Source organism: Mesonia sediminis, assembly GCF_042684705.1.
In the GTDB taxonomy this organism is placed as follows: domain Bacteria; phylum Bacteroidota; class Bacteroidia; order Flavobacteriales; family Flavobacteriaceae; genus Mesonia; species Mesonia sediminis.
Window position 1 is genome coordinate 364862 of record NZ_JBHULZ010000041.1, and the last position, 19328, is coordinate 384189.

Here is a 19328-nt window from a genome sequence, read left to right on the forward strand (position 1 = left end):
CTATGAATACAGAGATTAAAGAAAGGTATAGTGATGCCGATTTAGAAGAATTTAAAGCCATCATTTTAGAGAAAATTGAAAAGGCTTCAGCGCAGTTAGAACTGTATAAAAGTGCCTATATGAACGATAGTTCTAATGGTACAGATGATACTTCACCTACTTTTAAAGCTTTTGATGAAGGAAGCGAGGTAATGAGTAAAGAAGCCAACTCACAATTGGCTATTCGACAAGAGAAGTTTATTCGTGATCTAAAAAACGCTTTGATTCGTATAGAGAATAAAACCTATGGTATTTGCAGGGTAACAGGCAAATTGATTAAAAAAGAACGATTATTACTCGTGCCCCATGCTACTTTAAGTATTGAGGCAAAAAATATGCAAAAATAAATAACAGAAAATTCTATAAGAGGTTTCGTTTGAATTCATTTTAAACGAAACCTTTTTTGTATCATTTGTAGAAATACATTTCATTTTAAATTCATTTGAGTTGATTTCTGAGTATAAGATTTATAAATAATCTTGTATTTTTACGGCAACTAAACTGCACACCATGTCACTTAAAAAAGCGGGACTTCTTATTTTTATTATATTACTGATTGATCAGGTTTCAAAAATTTATATCAAAACTCATTTTGTTTTGGGTGAAGAAATTTTTGTATTTAATTGGTTTAGAATTCTGTTTGTTGAGAATAATGGAATGGCTTGGGGCGCTCAAATACCAGGAGAATATGGTAAATTGTTTTTGACCCTTTTTAGATTGGTGGCCATTGCGGGCATTGGCTATTGGTTGTATGACTCGGTAAAAAAACAAGCCTCAAAAATATTAATTATATGTATCGCTTTTATTTTCGCGGGAGCCCTGGGTAATATTATCGATTCTGTTTTTTATGGAATTATCTTTGACCATAGCATAAATCAATTGGCTAGCTTTATGCCTGAAAATGGAGGCTATGCCACGCTGTTTCACGGAAAAGTGGTAGATATGCTTTATTTCCCGTTATGGAGCGGGGTGCTACCCGAATGGATTCCTTTCTGGGGCGGCGATTATTTTACGTTCTTTGAGCCGGTATTTAATATCGCAGACTCCGCTATTACCGTAGGGGTTATTTTATTGATTCTTTTTAATAAAAAAGCATTTCCTAAAGAAGACAACTAGGCATTTTAGAACATTACTATTCTCAATTGTGAGTCTGCACGCTGTAATTTCAAAAAACGAAACCTATTTTAGTCAATATTCTTGATTAAGTATATGTATTTTTTACAAACTGCTTATAGTAAAACTGACTACTATTGGGTAGAATTAATATGGTTAAGATAAAACAGGTTTCCCTAAATTTTATTGAATCAAAATTAATCTGGTAAAAACCTATTTTGTAAGGTAAAACTTGGATGTTTCGTTTTTTTTTTTTTTTTTTTAGCTTAGTTCCGCGTTTGGCCACATGAGTGGAAATTTTAAAGAAACTAATATAGCTAATTCTCAAATAATTAAAGTGTTATGATATTTTATAATTCAGCCTATGCTTATATTTTATTTAGTCTTCTAGTATTATATATTGCTTATAGTATTTTTTTAATACTTAAATCTTCTAAAGAAGATAACAGAGGACTTTCTAAAATTTTATGGGTCCTATTAGTTTTTTTAATGCCAATTTTAGGAAGTACAGTGGCAATTGCGAAATTCAAATTATTTGATAAAAAATAAAAGGTATTTTATACTTACAGTGACAAAAAAACACTAGTTTTAGCAACTTATGACGAAAGTCTTGAGTCTAACTTGATTAACACCTATATAAAAATAGACCATGAAAACTAAATTATTTATCCTTGGGGTATTTTCATTGCTGTATACCCAAAATGCCTTATACGCTCAAACAAATAACAACGAAGGTCAAGTAGAAGACGGTCTTTTTAGTGTTCAAACGGGCTTTTTAGGGGTTTGGGGGCAATACGAATTTGGCTTGAGTAACACTTTGGCGTTAAGAACAGAAGTTGGCCTCGATATGGCCGCTTTTGGTGGTAGTATTTACCAAGAAAACAACCGGGTAAATTATGCTTTAGCGCCGGTGATATCGGCGGAGCCAAGATGGTATTATAACCTAAAGAAAAGAGCGGTAAAAAAACGTAAAACATCTAAAAATAGCGGAAACTTTTTGGCTATTCAAACAGCTTATAACCCTAATTGGTTTGTAGTGTCTAATGTAGATAATCTCGAGGTTATCGATCAGATAAGAATCGTACCCAAATGGGGAATTAGACGCAGCATAGGTAAGCATTTTAACTACGAGTTAGGCTTAGGTGTTGGTTATGTGCGCGCTTTTATAGATGAAGATAAATACTTATACAAGGTAGATAAAGACGATGTGTTTTTAGACTTGCATATACGTATTGGATACAGTTTTTAAACTAAAGTTCACCAATTCAAAGCCAGCCTTTCGGTTGGCTTTTTTAATGCTTAAAACGATAGGTTTTGCCAGGCGTAATGCAATAATCTAGGGGTACATCAAATCCATCGGCATTTATTTTTTCTTCTGCCTCAAAAAAAGAAAGTCCAATTTTAATTGTGTTGGCTTGGCATTCATTTAAAAATCTATCGTAAAATCCTTTTCCATAACCAATTCTATTTCCGTTAAGGTCAAAAGCTAAAAGCGGCATAAACACCACCTCAATCTGTTGTGGGTGAATTGCAATTCCATCAACAGGTTCTGGTATACCATAGGCATTAACTTTTATTTTAGTCGTATCCGTAAGCAAAAAATGCTGTAAAGTAAAATTTTTAAAATCACTTTTAGCCAGTACTATATTTTTATCTTTACCCTGCAACAAGTGCAACATAAACTCTGTATTCACCTCATTTTGTTTTGCAATAGGTAAAAAAATATGGTAAAAAGAAAAATCCCATATAGGTAATTGGGCCGCCTTATTTGCTATGGCTAAGCTCATTTCTTCCAATAATTCCTTAGTTAGCGCCTGGCGCTTTTTTTTGTATACTTTACGGATTTGATTCTTGTTTGTCATATATTAAGAAATAGATAAATGAAACAAAGCGTCGCCCTGGTAGACAATAGGCGATTCGTTTACGTTTATTATATAACCCGATGACCTAGCTTTTACCGTATATCTAAACGATCCGTATGGATCTGTAATCTGGGCAAGTACCTCACCTTGATCTACTTTTTTTCCGCAAGCCACCTTTAAATGCAGTAAACCACTATGCGCGGCGCGTATCCATTTACTTTGGCTTACCAAAATGGGAGGTTTGCTGGCAGGTTTTAAATCAAATGAACCTTTTAACATACCTAAGTGATCTAATAAACGTAGGCAACCTTGCACCCCAATTTGGGTGATTTGTTTGTTGTTATCTAGAGATTTTCCTCCTTCAAATAACAAGGTCGGAATATTGGCTTGGTAGCAAGATGCGCGATAAGATTTGCTAATAGTACTCGAGTAAACTATAAAAGGAGCATTAAAAATATGAGCCAATTCTAATAATTGCTCATCATTCTCTCTAATACGTATTTGCGGAGCATTGAATCGACTAGCTCCACCAGTATGAAAGTCTACACAATAATCAACTACTGGTAAAATTTCTTGGGTAAATTGATAGGCAAATCGCGAGGCAAGCGGACCTTTTTTTGAGCCCGGGAAAACTCGGTTTAGATCTCTTCCATCAGGAAACTCCCTTTGCAAATTTAAAAAACCAAAAACGTTAAAAACAGGAATACAAATTATGGTTCCTATTTTAGGTCTATTTATTTTTCTCGAAATAAGTTGGCGCACTACCTCTATTCCGTTTATTTCATCGCCGTGAACACCAGCGGTGAATAAGACAATGGGCCCTGGCTTTTTTGATCGTTCAATAATTACGGGTACTTCTACAGGGCTTGCTGTAAATAGTTTGGCCGAGTTAAAATTAAGACGTGCACTTTCACCGGGCTGAATTGTCTGCCCTAACAAGTGCAGTACATTATTTTGATCTAGCTCACCCAAAATTTATGCATTTTTTTCAATAAACCTAATGATGCTTTTAGCGATATCTTTGTTGGTAGCTTTCTCTATACCTTCTAAACCCGGAGAAGAATTGACCTCTAAAATCAACGGGCCGCGAGAGCTTTGCAGCAAGTCAACTCCAGCTACGCCAAGTCCCATAGCTTTTGCGGCTCTAACGGCGGCTACTTCTTCTTCATCAGAAAGTTCTATGATTTCTGCAGAACCGCCACGGTGCAAATTAGATCTAAACTCACCCTCTTTTCCTTGTCTCTTCATCGCACCTACTACGTGCCCATCTACTACAAAAGCCCGAATATCGGCACCTTTAGCCTCTTTGATGAATTCTTGAACAATTACACGAGCTTGCAAGCCGTTAAAAGCTTCAATTACAGACCTGGCTGCGTTTTTAGTTTCGGCTAGAACAACTCCTAATCCTTGGGTGCCTTCTAATAATTTAATCACCAACGGGGTGCCGCCCACTTGATTAATAACCCCTTCAACGTCTCTAGAATAATTGGTAAAAACGGTCTTTGGTAAACCAATTTTTGCTTTAGACAGCAACTGTAAGCTTCTCAGTTTATCACGACTACGCAGTAATGCCTCAGACCCCGTCGTGGTAAAAGCGTTCATCATTTCAAATTGTCTAACTACAGCAGTTCCATAAAAAGTAACCGAGGCGCCAATTCTAGGAATTACCGCATCTACGTGTTCTAGGTATTTACCCTTATAATAAATATTGGGTTTACGCTTTTCAATGACAATATCGCATTTTAAGGGGTCTATAACCTCTACCTCATGTTTTCTTTTTTTGGCTGCTTCAACCAAACGTTGGGTAGAGTATAGTTTGGGATTTCTAGAGAGGATTTTAATATTCATACCATTAGTGGGGTTTATTCAATTTTGATAGGTTTTCTTTGCTAACATCAACTATAAAGCGATGCGTTAAAAATTTACGACCAATTAAAATAGGAAAACTCATTTCTTCTCGATCGCTTAAGGTTAATTCTATTGGGTATTCTTGTTCAAATAGGCAAATACGGGTTTTTATTAAATAACGCAGTTGCACCTGCCCGTTACTACTTTTTACCTTCTTTTGTTTAAATTGATCAAAAACAAAAGATTTGCCGTTATATTCGGGATGTTCAGGGTCTAAAAATACGCAATGCAATTTGTTCTCCTTTACCTGAATGTCTTTGCAGTGTATAGATGAGGTATAAGCGCCTGTATCAATTTTAATAGCAATGTCTTTAATTGCTAACAAAGGGAAATCGGCTACATCACACCTTCCTATGATAATTGGCGAAGAGGTGGTTTTCATGGGCAAAACAATATTAAAAAGGAAAAGGTACTTAAAATTTAAAGCTTATAAAAATTTGCAGATTGCTTTCCGCGGAAGCGTCTAGCGTATACTTTTATTTTTTGTCAAAAATACTCGAAAATTTGATATTTCAAATTCTTTTTAATTGAGCTCATCACATTTATTTGTTGGTAAGAAAATACAGTATATTTGGGCTATGGAGCAGCCAGATTTAACGATACAAGTAAAAACATTACCCAGCAGCCCTGGTGTTTATCAATACTATGACAAGGCGGGGAAGATTTTGTATGTAGGTAAAGCAAAAAACCTCAAAAAGAGAGTAAGTTCTTACTTTAATAAAAAGCACGATAGCCACCGCATAGCGGTGATGGTAAAGAAGATAAAAACCATTAAACACATTGTGGTAAACTCTGAAACCGATGCATTGTTGCTAGAGAATAACCTTATAAAAAAATACCAGCCCCGATTTAATGTTATGTTAAAGGATGACAAAACTTATCCTTGGATTTGCATTAAAAACGAACGTTTTCCTCGCGTTTTTCCTACGCGTAGATTAATAAAAGATGGCAGCGAATATTACGGGCCTTATACTAGTTTTAAGACGGTAAACACGTTATTAGAACTTATTCGAGGGCTTTACCAATTGCGAACCTGTAATTTTGATTTATCCAAGCAAAAGATAGAACAAGGCAAGTATAAGGTGTGCTTAGAGTACCATTTAGGAAACTGTAAAGGGCCCTGCGAAGACCTACAATCTGAAACGGAATACCGTAAAAATATAGAGCATATTCGGCAAATTGTAAAGGGAGATTTTAAAGATTCGCTACAGCAGTTTAAAAGTCAGATGCAGGCCTATGCAGAGAATATGCAGTTTGAAGAGGCCCAGCGCATCAAAGAGAAAATCGAGGTACTTGAAAAATATCAGGCTAAAAGCACAGTAGTAAATCCTAAAATTACCAATGTAGATGTTTTCTCGATCATTTCGGATGAAGGTTATGGTTATGTGAATTTTTTACAGATTGCGCACGGGAGTATCATACGTTCGCATACTATTGAGCTCAAGAAAAAACTCGATGAAACCGATGAAGAATTGCTTGAGCTGGCCATTACCGAAATCAGACAACGATTTAACTCCATGTCGCGAGAAATTTATGTACCTTTCCCTGTAAAAACCGTACAAGGAGTAAAAGTTAGCGTACCTAAGTTGGGTGATAAAAAAGCTATTGTAGATCTTTCTTTACGGAATGCAAAATACTTTAGACAAGAGCGATTTAAGCAAATGAAAATGGTAGATCCAGATAGGCATACCAATCGGCTAATGGCACAAATGAAAAAAGACCTACGACTCAATGAAGAACCTAGGCATATAGAATGTTTTGATAACTCGAACATTCAAGGAACAAATCCTGTAGCCGCTTGCGTGGTATTTAAAAACGGGAAACCCAGCAAGAAAGATTACCGTAAATTTAATATAAAAACAGTAGAAGGTCCAGATGATTTCGCCTCTATGGAAGAGGTTGTGTTTAGGCGGTACAAAAGGCTGCTTCAAGAAGAGCAGCCCTTGCCTCAACTCATTATAATAGATGGGGGTAAAGGGCAATTGAATTCGGCTTTAAAAGCTTTAAATGATTTAGGTTTACGCGGTAAGATTGCAATAATTGGCATAGCCAAGCGATTGGAAGAATTGTTTTACCCAGGTGATAAATATCCCTTATATTTAGATAAAAAATCAGAAACTTTAAAAATTATACAGCAATTACGAAATGAGGCTCACCGCTTTGGTATTACTTTTCACCGAGACAAGCGTAGTAAAGCTGCTTTAGGTACGGCCTTAGAAGAAATACCAGGTATTGGTGAAAAAACGGCAGTAAGTTTACTAAAACATTTCCGCTCGGTTTCTAAAGTAAAAAAAGCTAGTCTTGAGGAGCTTCAAGAAGTTGTTGGACTAGCAAAAGCCCAGCTGATATATCAATTTTATGAAAATCATGAATAAACCTTCACTTGTATTCTTAATGTGTTGTTTTTGGGTGGTACAATTAATGGCTCAAGAGCATAAACCTATACCAGAAAAGCCAAGGGTTGGATTAGTATTAAGTGGAGGCGGTGCAAAGGGACTTGCTCATATAGGTGTATTAAAAGCTATTGAAGAATCGGGGGTGCGGGTAGATTACATTGCTGGTACAAGTATGGGGGCTATTGTAGGGTCTTTATACGCTACAGGCTATACGGCCAACCAACTTGATTCAATTTTCAATTCGGTTAATTTTGAACAACTTCTACAAGATCAAGTTCCTAGAAATGCAAAGTCTTTTTACGAGAAGAATGATGCCGAGCGCTATGCCTTGACCCTACCGTTTAATCAATTTAAATTGAGTTTACCTTCTAGCCTCTCGAAAGGACAAAATTTTTATAATTTATTAGCCCAATTGATGCACCCAGTAAGAGAGGTTAAAGACTTTTCAAAACTACCCATACCTTTTTTTTGCATAGCAACCGATGTTGAGACAGGAAAAGAAGTGGTGCTAGATAAAGGCGGTTTGCCCGAAGCTGTAAGTGCTAGTGGTGCGCTTCCAACCTTATTTAGCCCGGTAGAGATTGATGGTAAATTACTTATAGATGGTGGGGTAACCAATAATTACCCTGTGCGCTTGTTGCGTGCAAAAAATTTAGATTACGTAATAGGTGTAGATGTACAAGATAGTTTGGTAAGTAGAGACAAGTTGAAATCTGCTTTAGAAATTCTTACTCAAATCAACAATTTTAGGACTATCTATGACATGAAAGAGAAACGTCAAGAGACAGATGTTTATATAAAACCAGATATAAGTTCTTATACTGTTTTGTCTTTTGATAAAGGAAAACAAATTATAAAAGAAGGTGAAAAAGTGGCGGCAGAATATAGATCCATCTTTCAAGAAATTGCAAAAAAACAAAAACAATCAGCTCACGGGCATATGGCTCTACAGCCTAAAGACTCCCTATTTATACAGAATATTGCTATTATGGGAAGTAGTAAATATCCTCGAAACTATATTAAGGGTCGATTGAAAATTGATGAAAACCAACAAATAGCTTATACCCAACTCAACGAGGGATTGCAAAATATTTCGGCTACAGGAAATTTTAAGCGAATCACCTATAGGTTATTGCCGCAGCCAAATGAAAAATTTGATTTAATACTGGAAGTGACCGAGAATAAGACCGATACTTTTTTGCGTTTTGGACTGCATTTTGATGAGCTCTACCGTAGTGCTGCATTGGTCAATTTTACACATAAAAGTTTACTCTTTTCGAATGATATTCTGTCATTCGACGGTATTGCCGGAGATAATTTTAGGTATGATTTTCAGTATTATCTTGATAAAGGAGTTTACTGGAGTTTAGGTTTAAATTCAAGAGTAAATCAATTCAATAAAAATGTTGCCTTTAACACTATAAGCGAAAATATTGATATACCCAATCTCGATGTGAACATGGTAGATGTACATTATTTTGATTTTACAAATCAATTCTACGCCGAGACCTTTTTATCTAAACACTTTAAGTTTGGTGTAGGGGCAGAGCATAAATACACTAGAATTGAGACTGAGACCATTTTTGGTGAAGAAAATCAACAATCCTTACCTTTTGCTATTTTAGAGGAGAGTAACGTTTACAGTGCACTTGGCTATTTGTACTATGATACTTTTGACGATGCTCATTTTCCTACCCGAGGCTTTAAATTTAAAGCCGATTTTAACTTGTATTTATTCGCGCAAAAAGAAACTTATACGTTTTCTGAGTTTTCAATCGCTAGTGGTTATTTGGGCTATACCTTTTCGGTAAATCCTTGGTTGCGATTTAAGGTAGATTCTGAGGCTGGTTTTAGGATCGGTAAAAACAGAATGGATGCCCTCGATTTTGTGTTAGGAGGGTATGGCGCACAACCCATAAATAATTTTGTACCCTTTTATGGTTATGATTTTGTGAGCCTATCGGCAGACAGTTATATCAAGGGTCAAATAGATGCTGATATAGAATTTTTCCCAAAAAATCATTTTACCCTAGGCTATGCGATGGCCAATGTAGAAAATGATTTGTTTGAAACCGGCAATTGGCTCAGCTTGCCAGACTATACAGGATTTTCTATTGGTTACGGCCTTGAAACCATCTTGGGTCCCATTGAGATAAGGTACACTCAATCACCCGAGCGCAGTAAAAGCGAGTGGTTTTTTAGTTTGGGCTACGCGTTCTAAGCGGTTTTATTTTTATAGCTTCATACCTAAAAACTATAAAAAATAATAAAGCATTGCTCTGTTTATAATTCGGTTTATATATTCCATAAAAATACCGATATTTGTAAAATTAGCTTTATTTTAACAAACTTAAAACTAAAATTTGACCTATGCCTTTTTATCATAAATTAGGAAAAATTCCGCCCAAGCGACATACTATTTTCAAAAAACCCAATGGTAAACTGTATTACGAGCAGTTGTTTGGTACTATAGGTTTTGATGGTATGTCTTCAAATATGTACCACGAGCACAGACCCACTCAAGTTAAGGCGGTTAAAGACCCTTACAGCGTGAAGCCAAAAGTGGCCATTAAAAACAATATTAAATCTTATCGCTTTCGCGGATTTCAAACGCGACCAGAACCCGATTTTTTAAAGAGTAGAAAAACCGTTTTAACCAACTCAGACTGTAGTATTGTCTTAGCAGCACCTCAACAAAGTACTAATGAGTATTTTTATAAAAATGCCGATGAGGATGAAATGATTTTTATACATCAAGGCTCGGGTAAATTAAGAACCCAATTGGGTAACCTTGATTTTAAGTACGGAGATTATTTACTTATACCACGAGGAACTATTTATAAAATTGATTTTGATGATGAGGTAAACCGTTTGTTTATTGTAGAGTCTAGCCGGCCTATGTACACTCCTAAGCGTTACCGCAATCATTTTGGGCAATTATTAGAGCATAGTCCATTTTGTGAACGAGACATTAGGCAGCCTTATGAATTAGAAACCTATGATGAAGAGGGAGACTTTCTTATAAAAGTAAAAAAGCAAGGAGAAATTTTTGATATGACCTATGCCACCCATCCGTTTGATGTGGTAGGTTATGACGGTTATAATTATCCTTATGCATTTTCAATTCACGATTTTGAACCTATTACAGGTCGTATACATCAGCCGCCACCAGTTCATCAAACCTTTGAAACAGATGCTTTTGTGGTGTGCTCTTTCTGCCCTAGATTATATGATTATCATCCAGAGGCTATCCCCGCGCCTTACAGCCATTCTAATATAGATAGCGATGAGGTGCTGTACTATGTAGACGGTGATTTTATGAGTAGAAACGATATTGAAGCTGGGCATATTTCACTTCATCCTGCAGGAATCCCACACGGGCCGCACCCCGGAGCGGTAGAGCGAAGTATAGGTCAGGTTAAAACCGAAGAATTAGCGGTAATGGTAGATACTTTTAAGCCGCTACAAGTAACAGAGGAAGCTATGAAAATTGCCGATGAAGATTATTTTAAATCTTGGTTGGCTTAAATAATAAAACAACAGACAAAATTAAATTGTAATGAGTAAAAAGATAGAATCTGTAAATTACGGATTAGAAAAGATTTTTGATGGCGCGCAGGATTTTTTGCCGCTTTTAGGAACAGATTATGTTGAATTGTATGTAGGAAATGCCAAACAAGCGGCCCATTTTTATAAATCGGCTTTTGGTTTCCAATCTTTAGCGTACAAAGGTTTAGAAACAGGTAGCAAAGACACCGTTTCTTATGTGTTGGTTCAAGATAAAATTAGACTAGTTTTAACTTCACCCTTAAATTCAAAAAGCAAAGTAAACGACCATATTGTTAAACACGGTGACGGGGTAAAAGTGATTGCTCTATGGGTTGAAGATGCACGTGCAGCGTATGAAGAAACCACAAAAAGGGGCGCAAAGTCTTTTCTCGAACCAACAGTAGAAAAAGATGAAAACGGTGAAGTGGTAAAGGCCGGTATATATACTTATGGTGAAACCGTACATATGTTTGTAGAGCGCAAAAATTTTAAGGGTACGTTCTTGCCTGGTTATACAAATTGGGAGTCAGACTTTAAACCAGAACCTGTTGGACTTAAGTTTATTGACCATATGGTAGGTAATGTGGGCTGGAATGAAATGAATACTTGGGTAAAGTGGTATGAAGACGTAATGGGATTTGTAAATTTCTTGTCTTTTGATGACAAACAGATACATACCGAATATTCTGCCTTAATGAGTAAAGTAATGAGTAATGGTAACGGTCGTATAAAATTCCCTATCAATGAGCCCGCAGAAGGCATAAAAAAATCGCAAATCGAAGAGTATTTAGATTTTTATGAAGGTCCGGGTGTACAACATATCGCAGTAAGCACAGATGATATTATAAAAACAGTATCCGATTTGCGTGCGCGAGGAGTAGAGTTTTTGTCTGTTCCACCAGATGAATATTATAGAGCAGTGCCGGGAAGACTAGAGGAGTTCAGCCATGAGTTGCGGGAAGATTTAGAGCGCCTAAAAAGCCTAGGGATTATGGTTGATGCCGATGAAGAAGGTTATTTATTGCAAATTTTCACCAAGCCCGTACAAGACAGACCTACTTTGTTTTTTGAAATTATACAACGAATGGGAGCAAAAGGCTTTGGAGCAGGTAATTTTAAAGCCTTATTTGAGTCTATTGAACGTGAACAAGCTTTAAGAGGTACATTAGATAAAAGCTAATTAAGGCATTTATATTTATTTGCATTGTTAATAAATTGTTAACTATATTAAAAAAAGGTTAAAGTGCATTTAAGAGCTTGTAACATTGCAAAATAGTCGTACTTTTGCCGAGCCTTTTGAGGGTGGTTCCTTAGAAGGTAATTTTTGAAGAATTTTTTTCATAAATTTAAGTTTTAGTTGGTTAATAAGCGGAAAACCCCATCATGTATTTGGTGGGGTTTTTTGTTTTCCTAAATTTGGAACAGTACTTGTAAACTTAGTTTAAAATTTGTTTCATGATAAATAAACTTAAAATAATTATCTTTTTAGGGGTAATAATATTCTCTTTCAAAGCTCAAGCTCAAGATTTCAATGCCTTTGAAAGTGGTGAATACTTTAAATTCCGTATTCATTATGGTTGGTTTAATGCGAGCTACGCCACACTAAGTGTAAAAGATCAAATATATGAAGGAAAAGAGGTGTACCATGTTCAAGGGCGAGGAAAGTCAACTGGTTTGCTACACCTGTTTTTTGAGGTTGATGATGATTATCAAACCTTTATAGATAAACAAAGCAAAAAACCAGTGCGGTTCATTCGCAAAATCAACGAAGGTGGTCATACCAAAAACAAAGAACTATTTTTTAACCACGATCAAAAAACCGTGCTCGTGCACGATAAAAAATACAATAAAAAAGAAAATTTTGCTATCAAGCCTGATGTTCAAGATATGCTCTCGGTGTTTTATTATTTAAGAGAGAAAATTGATAGATCAACTTTAAAAGAAGGAGATGATTTCAAATTAAATTTATTTTTTGATAATGAAAATTACCTTTTTAAGACTGTATTTCTAGGTAGAGACCGGGTAAAAACAAAATTCGGATACGTTCAAGCCCTTAAATTTAGACCTTATGTTCAGGCTGGTCGAGTGTTTGAAGAAGAAGAAAGTTTAACTTTTTGGGTGAGTGATGATGAAAATAAAGCCCCTATAAAAATAAAAGCAAAATTGGCGGTTGGTTCTCTTGAAGCAGATTTAGAAGACTACAAAAACCTTAAGCATCCCATTCGATTTCAGAAGCGGTAAAAATAGCTACTAGTTTTTGTATTTCAGCTACGGATTAAATATTTTTGAAATTTCTTAACCTATTCAGTAAAAAAATAGAAATCTTGCCCAAATATCTCTTTTACATCTTATTATTTAGTGCTCCGTTTTTAGGTGTTCAATGCGAATCCGACAAAAAAGAACAAGTTCCTGTTGAAAAAAAGGTTGCGAAGCCTAAAGTTATAAAAGAGTACAATTTGGTGCTAAACAATTATAATGTCAAACGGGATACTATAAAACCCGGTGATAGCTTTGGCGCTATTTTAGATCAATACGGAGTGGCTCCCGCAGAAGTTTTTATCATCGCAGATAAAATTAAAGATGTTTTTAATGTCGCCCGTATTAATGCGGGTAAACCTTTTACCGTCTTACAAGCAAAAGACACTACCAGCCAAATTGAGGCCTTGGTCTATGAGCATGACCGTATTAATTACACCACTATTTTCTTAAGAGATAGCATCTATGCCGTAAAAGGCAAAAAACCAGTCACTATAAAAAGAAGAAAAGCTAGCGGGGTAATCGCATCTTCTTTATCGGCTGCTATGGATCGTGAAGGATTAAGCCTAGCTTTAGCCGATCAACTATCGGGTATGTACCAATGGAAGGTAGATTTCTTTAAACTTCAAAAAGGAGATCATTTTAAAGTGATTTACAAAGAAAAATACATTAATGACACTATTTATGCCGGTCTAGCCGGAATTGAAGCTGCTGTTTTAACCCATTACGACAATCCCTATTACGCTTTTAAATTTGGGAAAGATAGCATTACAGGTTTTTCTAAATTTTATGATGACGAAGCCAACTCCTTGCAAAGCTTCTTTTTAAAAGCACCTTTGCAATTTTCTAGAATTTCTTCACGATTTACCAAAAGAAGATTTCACCCAGTACAAAAAAGATGGAAAGCTCATAAAGGAACCGATTATGCTGCTCCTCACGGTACGCCAATCTGGTCAACCGCAGATGGAGTAGTAATCAAATCAAGCTATACCAGTGGTAATGGTAATTATGTAAAAGTAAGGCATAATGAGAAGTATACCACGCAATATTTGCACATGTCTAAACGCAACGTGAAAGTAGGCCAACGTGTAAAACAAGGTGATGTGATTGGTTTTGTAGGTAGTACAGGCTTGGCAACGGGCCCTCACGTATGTTACAGGTTTTGGGTTTATGGTAAACAAGTTGACCCTTACAAACAAAACTTACCCAGTTCAGAACCTTTAAAAGAAAGCCTAAAACCAGAATATTTCTTGGCTATTGAACCTATCAAGAAAGAACTCGACAACATTAAAACAGCCAAGTTAGACGACCTAAATTTATAGAATTCACATTCGTTAACCTTAAATTAATATTATTGTTAAGAATTCCTAAAAGGAAAAGACTTTTTTTGATTACTTTTGCAGCGACAAAATAAATAAAATTAGTCTTTAAAATGAAAAACTTAATTTTGGTTGGGATGTTCTTGGTAACATCTTTCTTGATGGCACAAGGTACAATTAAAGGTACCGTAACCGACTCAGAAATGAACACGCCACTTCCTGGAGCCAACGTAATGGTATTTGGTACCAACACAGGGGCAACAACAGATTTTGATGGTAACTTTTCGCTTAAAGCGGACAAATCTAAGGGAAAACTTGTTGTTTCTTACGTAGGGTTTAAGAAAAAAGAAATTCCGTTTACCCTAACAAACGGTCAAACTTTAGATCTAGGGGCAATTAGCCTTGAGGCAGACAACAGCGCATTAGATGAAATTCTAATTACAACGTATTCTTTGGCAATAGATAGAAAAACACCCGTTGCGGTTTCAACAATTAAGGCACAGGATATCGAGACTAAATTAGGAAATCAAGAATTTCCAGAAATTTTAAAATCTACTCCTGGTGTATATGCCACCAAAGGTGGTGGAGGTTTTGGAGATTCAGAACTTCGCTTACGCGGATTTAACTCAGAGAACATTGCCGTAATGATTAATGGAGTACCCGTTAACGATATGGAAAACGGTAGAGTATACTGGAGTAACTGGGCAGGTCTTGCAGACGTAACACGTTCTATGCAGGTGCAAAGAGGATTAGGAGCTTCAAAGGTAGCTGTTCCTTCTATTGGTGGTACTGTAAACATTATTACAAAAACAACCGATGTTAAAAAAGGAGGTAGCTTTTTTGCTACAACAGGTAACGATGGTTATCAAAAATTTGGAGCAACCGTTTCTACAGGAAGATTAGATAGTGGTTTTGCAGCAACTATCTCAGCTTCAAAAACATCTGGGAACGGATTTGTAGACGGCACAAAATTTGAAGGTTATTCTTATTTTGTGAACTTAGCACAAGAAATAGGAGAAGATCACCAGCTTTCATTCACGGCTTTTGGTGCACCACAAAGACACGGGCAACGCCAAAACCGCGAGCTTATCGAAACCTTTCAACGCAGCGAACGCGGAATTCGTTTTAATAGAGATTGGGGGTATAAAAATGGTCAAGAATATAATGTAGAAGATAACTTCTATCACAAGCCACAAATCTCTTTAAATCACTTTTGGAATATCAGTGATAAAACAGATTTATCTACCGCTGTTTATGCTTCTTTCGGTACAGGAGGAGGTAGTGGATACTCTGGAACCAACAAATTTGGTATAGATAACTCGCCTTATAGAAACGGAGACTTACAACCTGTAAATTTAGATCTAATTGTACAAGAAAACGTTGATCGTGGCGCCTTAGGGTCAGAGACCATAATTAGAGATTCAAACAACAACCATTCTTGGTACGGTGCGCTTTCTACTTTAAGCACAGAACTTACAGATGATATCGACTTAATGGCTGGTGTAGATTTAAGATATTATAAGGGAGAGCACTTTCAGAGTGTTAAAGATTTATTAGGAGGTCAGTTTTTTAATGATGACAGCAATGTAAACAATCCTGTGAATAATGCTAAAGTTGATGATAAGATAAGTTACTATAACGATGGTATTGTACTTTGGGAAGGTGTTTTCGCACAAGCGGAGTATTCTAAAAATGATTTGTCTGCTTTTGTATCTTTAGCTGCTTCTAATACTTCTTACAAAAGAATAGATTATTTCAACTATTTAGATTCAGATCCAGAGCAAGAAACAGATTTTCAAAACTTCTTTGGTTATAGCGCAAAAGGTGGAGCAAACTATAACATTGATAACCACCACAATGTATTCGCTAACGTAGGATATTTTGAAAGAGCTCCTTTCTTTAGAGCGGTTTTCTTAAACTTTCAAAATGACATCAACGAAGATGCAGAAAATCAGAAGATTTTTAGTGCCGAGTTAGGTTACGGTTATAGAGCTAACAACCTACGCGTGAATTTAAACTTATATAGAACCAATTGGAAAGATAGAACTTTAACTAGATCTTTTAATAACCCAGATGGTTCTTTTGGTAGTGCAAATATTTTAGGAATTAATGCAATTCACCAAGGAATCGAATTAGATGTAGATTACAGACCATTTGATAATTTAACCCTTAGAGCAATGGCTTCTATTGGTGACTGGAAATGGCAAGATGATGTAAAAGGAGTAGAGATTTTTGACGATGAGCAAAATCTAGTAAATACCATAGATATTTATATCGAAGACCTGAAAGTGGGAGATGCCGCTCAAACTACACTTGGTTTAGGTGTTGACTACGATGTTTTACCTAGCACAACCTTACGTTTAGACTATAATTTCTACGATGATTATTTCGCAGATTTCGATCCGAATAACCGTACAAATGCTAATAGTAAACAAGCTTGGGAAGCACCATCTTACGGTTTGGTAGATTTAGGATTAGTTCATAACTTTAAGCTAGGAAGCTTAGATGCAACGATAATTGGTAACGTAAACAACTTACTTGATACCGAATATATCGCAGATGCCCGTGATGGAAGAACTTCAAGTTACCAAGATGCTTTAGTATGGTACGGCTTTGGAAGAACCTATACCCTAGGGGCTAAAATTAAATTTTAAAACCACATAGACTTATGAAAAATATAAAATTTTTATACGCAGCGCTGCTTGGTGTCCTTTTTATGGGATGTGAGCCGATGGAGGATATCCATGATGAAATAGATGCGCAAGAAGAAGCGGTTAAAGGAGAGGCCAACTACACCTTAACCGAAGATGATTATACAGATCTTTTAGAGTTAGATTTTACTAGCTTTAGTTCTGAAGACGAAGCAAAACAACTTATTCCTACCGTTTTAGAAAACCAATACCCATATTGGGGTGCTGGATCTACAGTAATGGTTAATTATAACTTGTATGTAGGTAGAAAAGACGGATTAAGCGACTACACAGGAGCTATGGATTATGAGCTTACGAAAGCAGATTATGCTTTAACCGGTAGCGACGCTAATGGATTTTACCCAGAAGCGAATATTGAGCAAGGTATAGACCAAGTATTAAGTGCACAAATGCCAAATGCTCAAGAAGGAGACGTGTTATTGGTAGAGTATGATCAATATACTGAGGACCCTGTTGTTGGTTTTGCCGATTTTATTAGCTACAATTTCGCCAATAGTTTAGAAGGATGGACTATTGAAGATAAATTAGGAGCAGAAGGTTGGGAGTCTAGAACAGATTATGTTCAAGGAAACGGATTTAATTCTGGACCTCAGGCTAACATTGACTGGTTGGTATCGCCAAGCATTGATTTAACCAATGAAACCGATTTGCGTTTCCAAATTGATCAAGCTATCAATTATGCAACAGATATGTCTTTACTTAAGATTTTAGTAGCTACAGATTATACAAATGATGTAGATACTGCGACTTGGACAGAAATTAACTTGGCAACCACCCCAACTGGTTCGAGTAATGACTTTATTTTAAGTGAAAATTATGACTTTTCTGCTTATGAAGGTGAGACCATCAACATTGCATTAAAGTATGAGTCTACTGCATCAGATGCAGCTCGTTGGAGAGTAAAAACCGTTGCTCTTAAAACCATTGGCATTACAGGTGAAAGCAATACTTACAAGCATTTTTATATGTTTGATGGTAGCGAGTGGGTAAAAGATGATGCGGCCTATTATTTACAAGCGGCAGATTATGATGAAATGGGCAGCCCAGGACGTTATAATAACTTTAGTAGCTCAGACAAACCAGAAAATTACCTTCCGGCTTTCTTGAATAAAATGTTCCCATACGTTCAAGAAGGAGATGCTATATTCTTGGTATATAACTACTATAATGGCGATGAAACACAAACGCGCGGTGATTACTATTACTATGAAATGGGTATGTGGAACCGCTACGAAAGTGTACAAGAGGTAAGCTTACAGTTTGGATTTGAAGATGGTACTTGGGTACCCGATAATACCATTAATTACACGCTTACTGAGGCTGATTACTTAACCATAGAAAGCGAGTTAGCCGATAAATACCCAGATCCGGCTAGTAGTGCAGGAAGATATAAAAACTTTGACTTAAGAGAGGGTAATAAAAACTTCTGGACCAATGATATGCTTTTAGAGGCGATAAATGTTGTTTTAAATGACATTAATCCCGACGCCGAAGAAGGTCAAAAATACGCAGTTTCTTATGCATACTACAATGGTAGCTCTGGTGTAGATACTATGTATGTAATCAAAGAAAATGGCGCTTGGGTTTTACAAGAGTAAACCTAAATTGATTTAGCCTATTTTTTTAAATCGGTTCTTTTAGCAATAAAAGAACCGATTCTTTTTTGCCTAAAATTATTCCGTATATTTACAACAAAAACAATGTACACAGGTTTATTTCATTTTCACTCTTTTTGGGCTTATTTGGTATTACTCGTAGTCGGTTTGGCAACGATAAACGCGCTAGCTGGCTATTTTACAAAACGCAGTTATTCGCCCAATGATTTTAGAATTTCTTTATTTGCGCTTATTGCATCACACATTCAATTACTCTTAGGTATTGTTTTGTTTTTTAAATCGCCCAAAATACTTTGGTTTCAAGATAACTTAGACGTGGGAACAATAATGAAAGATCCTTTATTGCGTCTTTATAATGTAGAGCATCCTACGCTTATGATTATTGCCGTTGTTTTAATTACCATGGGTTATTCGAAACATAAAAAGAAGTTATCTTCTACACCCAAATTAAAAACATTAGCTATCTTTTATACGTTAGCTTTGATAGCTATTTTACTGATGATTCCGTGGAATCAATGGTTTTAAAATAAAAAAATCCGGTTTAACCGGATTTTTTTTG

The 19328-nt window shown here is 36.0% G+C and carries 17 protein-coding genes; 13 read left to right on the top strand and 4 right to left on the bottom strand.

What is annotated here, in order from left to right; genetic code table 11:
- Nucleotides 1-2 precede the first annotated feature (2 nt).
- From ACFSQ0_RS09695 to ACFSQ0_RS09710, 4 genes are all read left to right on the top strand, one after another.
- On the top strand, nt 3-386 hold the full coding sequence (locus tag ACFSQ0_RS09695; RefSeq protein ID WP_147861719.1) for a TraR/DksA family transcriptional regulator: 384 nt from the start codon (nt 3-5) through the stop codon (nt 384-386).
- 163 nt (nt 387-549) lie between these two features.
- Nucleotides 550-1155, top strand: a complete 606-nt coding sequence (locus tag ACFSQ0_RS09700) for a lipoprotein signal peptidase (protein ID WP_379047552.1) — start codon at nt 550-552, stop codon at nt 1153-1155.
- 339 nt (nt 1156-1494) lie between these two features.
- Entirely contained in the window at nt 1495-1701 is a 207-nt protein-coding gene (locus tag ACFSQ0_RS09705; RefSeq protein WP_379047555.1) for a PLDc N-terminal domain-containing protein, read from the top strand.
- Nucleotides 1702-1801: 100 nt separating this feature from the next.
- Complete coding sequence (locus ACFSQ0_RS09710) at nt 1802-2401, top strand: hypothetical protein (RefSeq protein ID WP_379047557.1); 600 nt, start codon at nt 1802-1804, stop codon at nt 2399-2401.
- 43 nt (nt 2402-2444) lie between these two features.
- Here the strand turns inward: ACFSQ0_RS09710 and ACFSQ0_RS09715 are convergent, their stop codons facing one another.
- Genes ACFSQ0_RS09715 through ACFSQ0_RS09730 form a run of 4 tightly spaced genes read right to left on the bottom strand, consistent with a single transcriptional unit; the run spans nt 2445 to nt 5304 of the window.
- A complete protein-coding gene (locus tag ACFSQ0_RS09715) occupies nt 2445-3014 on the bottom strand; it encodes a 5-formyltetrahydrofolate cyclo-ligase (RefSeq protein ID WP_379047559.1) in 570 nt (189 codons plus the stop codon).
- A gap of 3 nt (nt 3015-3017) precedes the next feature.
- Nucleotides 3018-3986: a succinylglutamate desuccinylase/aspartoacylase family protein gene (locus ACFSQ0_RS09720; RefSeq protein WP_379047562.1), complete on the bottom strand. Its 969-nt coding sequence runs from the start codon at nt 3984-3986 to the stop codon at nt 3018-3020.
- 3 nt (nt 3987-3989) lie between these two features.
- Nucleotides 3990-4862: a 30S ribosomal protein S6--L-glutamate ligase gene (gene rimK, locus ACFSQ0_RS09725; RefSeq protein WP_379047564.1), complete on the bottom strand. Its 873-nt coding sequence runs from the start codon at nt 4860-4862 to the stop codon at nt 3990-3992.
- Nucleotides 4863-4866: 4 nt separating this feature from the next.
- Nucleotides 4867-5304: an ATP-dependent zinc protease family protein gene (locus tag ACFSQ0_RS09730; RefSeq protein ID WP_379047567.1), complete on the bottom strand. Its 438-nt coding sequence runs from the start codon at nt 5302-5304 to the stop codon at nt 4867-4869.
- A gap of 196 nt (nt 5305-5500) precedes the next feature.
- Between ACFSQ0_RS09730 and uvrC the strand changes: the two genes are divergently transcribed.
- The 9 genes from uvrC to ACFSQ0_RS09775 all read left to right on the top strand — a co-directional run bounded on the left by uvrC (nt 5501) and on the right by ACFSQ0_RS09775 (nt 19294).
- Nucleotides 5501-7297: an excinuclease ABC subunit UvrC gene (uvrC, locus tag ACFSQ0_RS09735; protein ID WP_379048818.1), complete on the top strand. Its 1797-nt coding sequence runs from the start codon at nt 5501-5503 to the stop codon at nt 7295-7297.
- A complete protein-coding gene (locus ACFSQ0_RS09740) occupies nt 7290-9539 on the top strand; it encodes a patatin-like phospholipase family protein (protein ID WP_379047570.1) in 2250 nt (749 codons plus the stop codon). The genes uvrC and ACFSQ0_RS09740 overlap by 8 nt, the downstream gene beginning before the upstream one ends.
- A gap of 149 nt (nt 9540-9688) precedes the next feature.
- The gene (locus ACFSQ0_RS09745) at nt 9689-10846 is read left to right on the top strand and encodes a homogentisate 1,2-dioxygenase (RefSeq protein WP_379047573.1); all 1158 of its coding nucleotides are present in this window, start codon (nt 9689-9691) and stop codon (nt 10844-10846) included.
- A 31-nt stretch (nt 10847-10877) separates the two neighbouring features.
- Nucleotides 10878-12047, top strand: coding sequence for a 4-hydroxyphenylpyruvate dioxygenase (gene hppD, locus ACFSQ0_RS09750; RefSeq protein ID WP_379047576.1), 1170 nt, complete (start codon nt 10878-10880; stop codon nt 12045-12047).
- A gap of 275 nt (nt 12048-12322) precedes the next feature.
- Nucleotides 12323-13108: a DUF3108 domain-containing protein gene (locus ACFSQ0_RS09755; protein WP_379047579.1), complete on the top strand. Its 786-nt coding sequence runs from the start codon at nt 12323-12325 to the stop codon at nt 13106-13108.
- An 80-nt stretch (nt 13109-13188) separates the two neighbouring features.
- The gene (locus tag ACFSQ0_RS09760) at nt 13189-14445 is read left to right on the top strand and encodes a peptidoglycan DD-metalloendopeptidase family protein (protein ID WP_379048820.1); all 1257 of its coding nucleotides are present in this window, start codon (nt 13189-13191) and stop codon (nt 14443-14445) included.
- 110 nt (nt 14446-14555) lie between these two features.
- Nucleotides 14556-17096: a TonB-dependent receptor gene (locus ACFSQ0_RS09765; protein WP_379047582.1), complete on the top strand. Its 2541-nt coding sequence runs from the start codon at nt 14556-14558 to the stop codon at nt 17094-17096.
- Nucleotides 17097-17110: 14 nt separating this feature from the next.
- A complete protein-coding gene (locus ACFSQ0_RS09770) occupies nt 17111-18751 on the top strand; it encodes a choice-of-anchor J domain-containing protein (protein ID WP_379047585.1) in 1641 nt (546 codons plus the stop codon).
- Between the two features lie 102 nt (nt 18752-18853).
- Nucleotides 18854-19294 (top strand): hypothetical protein, encoded by a 441-nt coding sequence (locus ACFSQ0_RS09775; RefSeq protein ID WP_379047588.1) that lies wholly within the window; start codon nt 18854-18856, stop codon nt 19292-19294.
- Nucleotides 19295-19328: the final 34 nt, after the last annotated feature.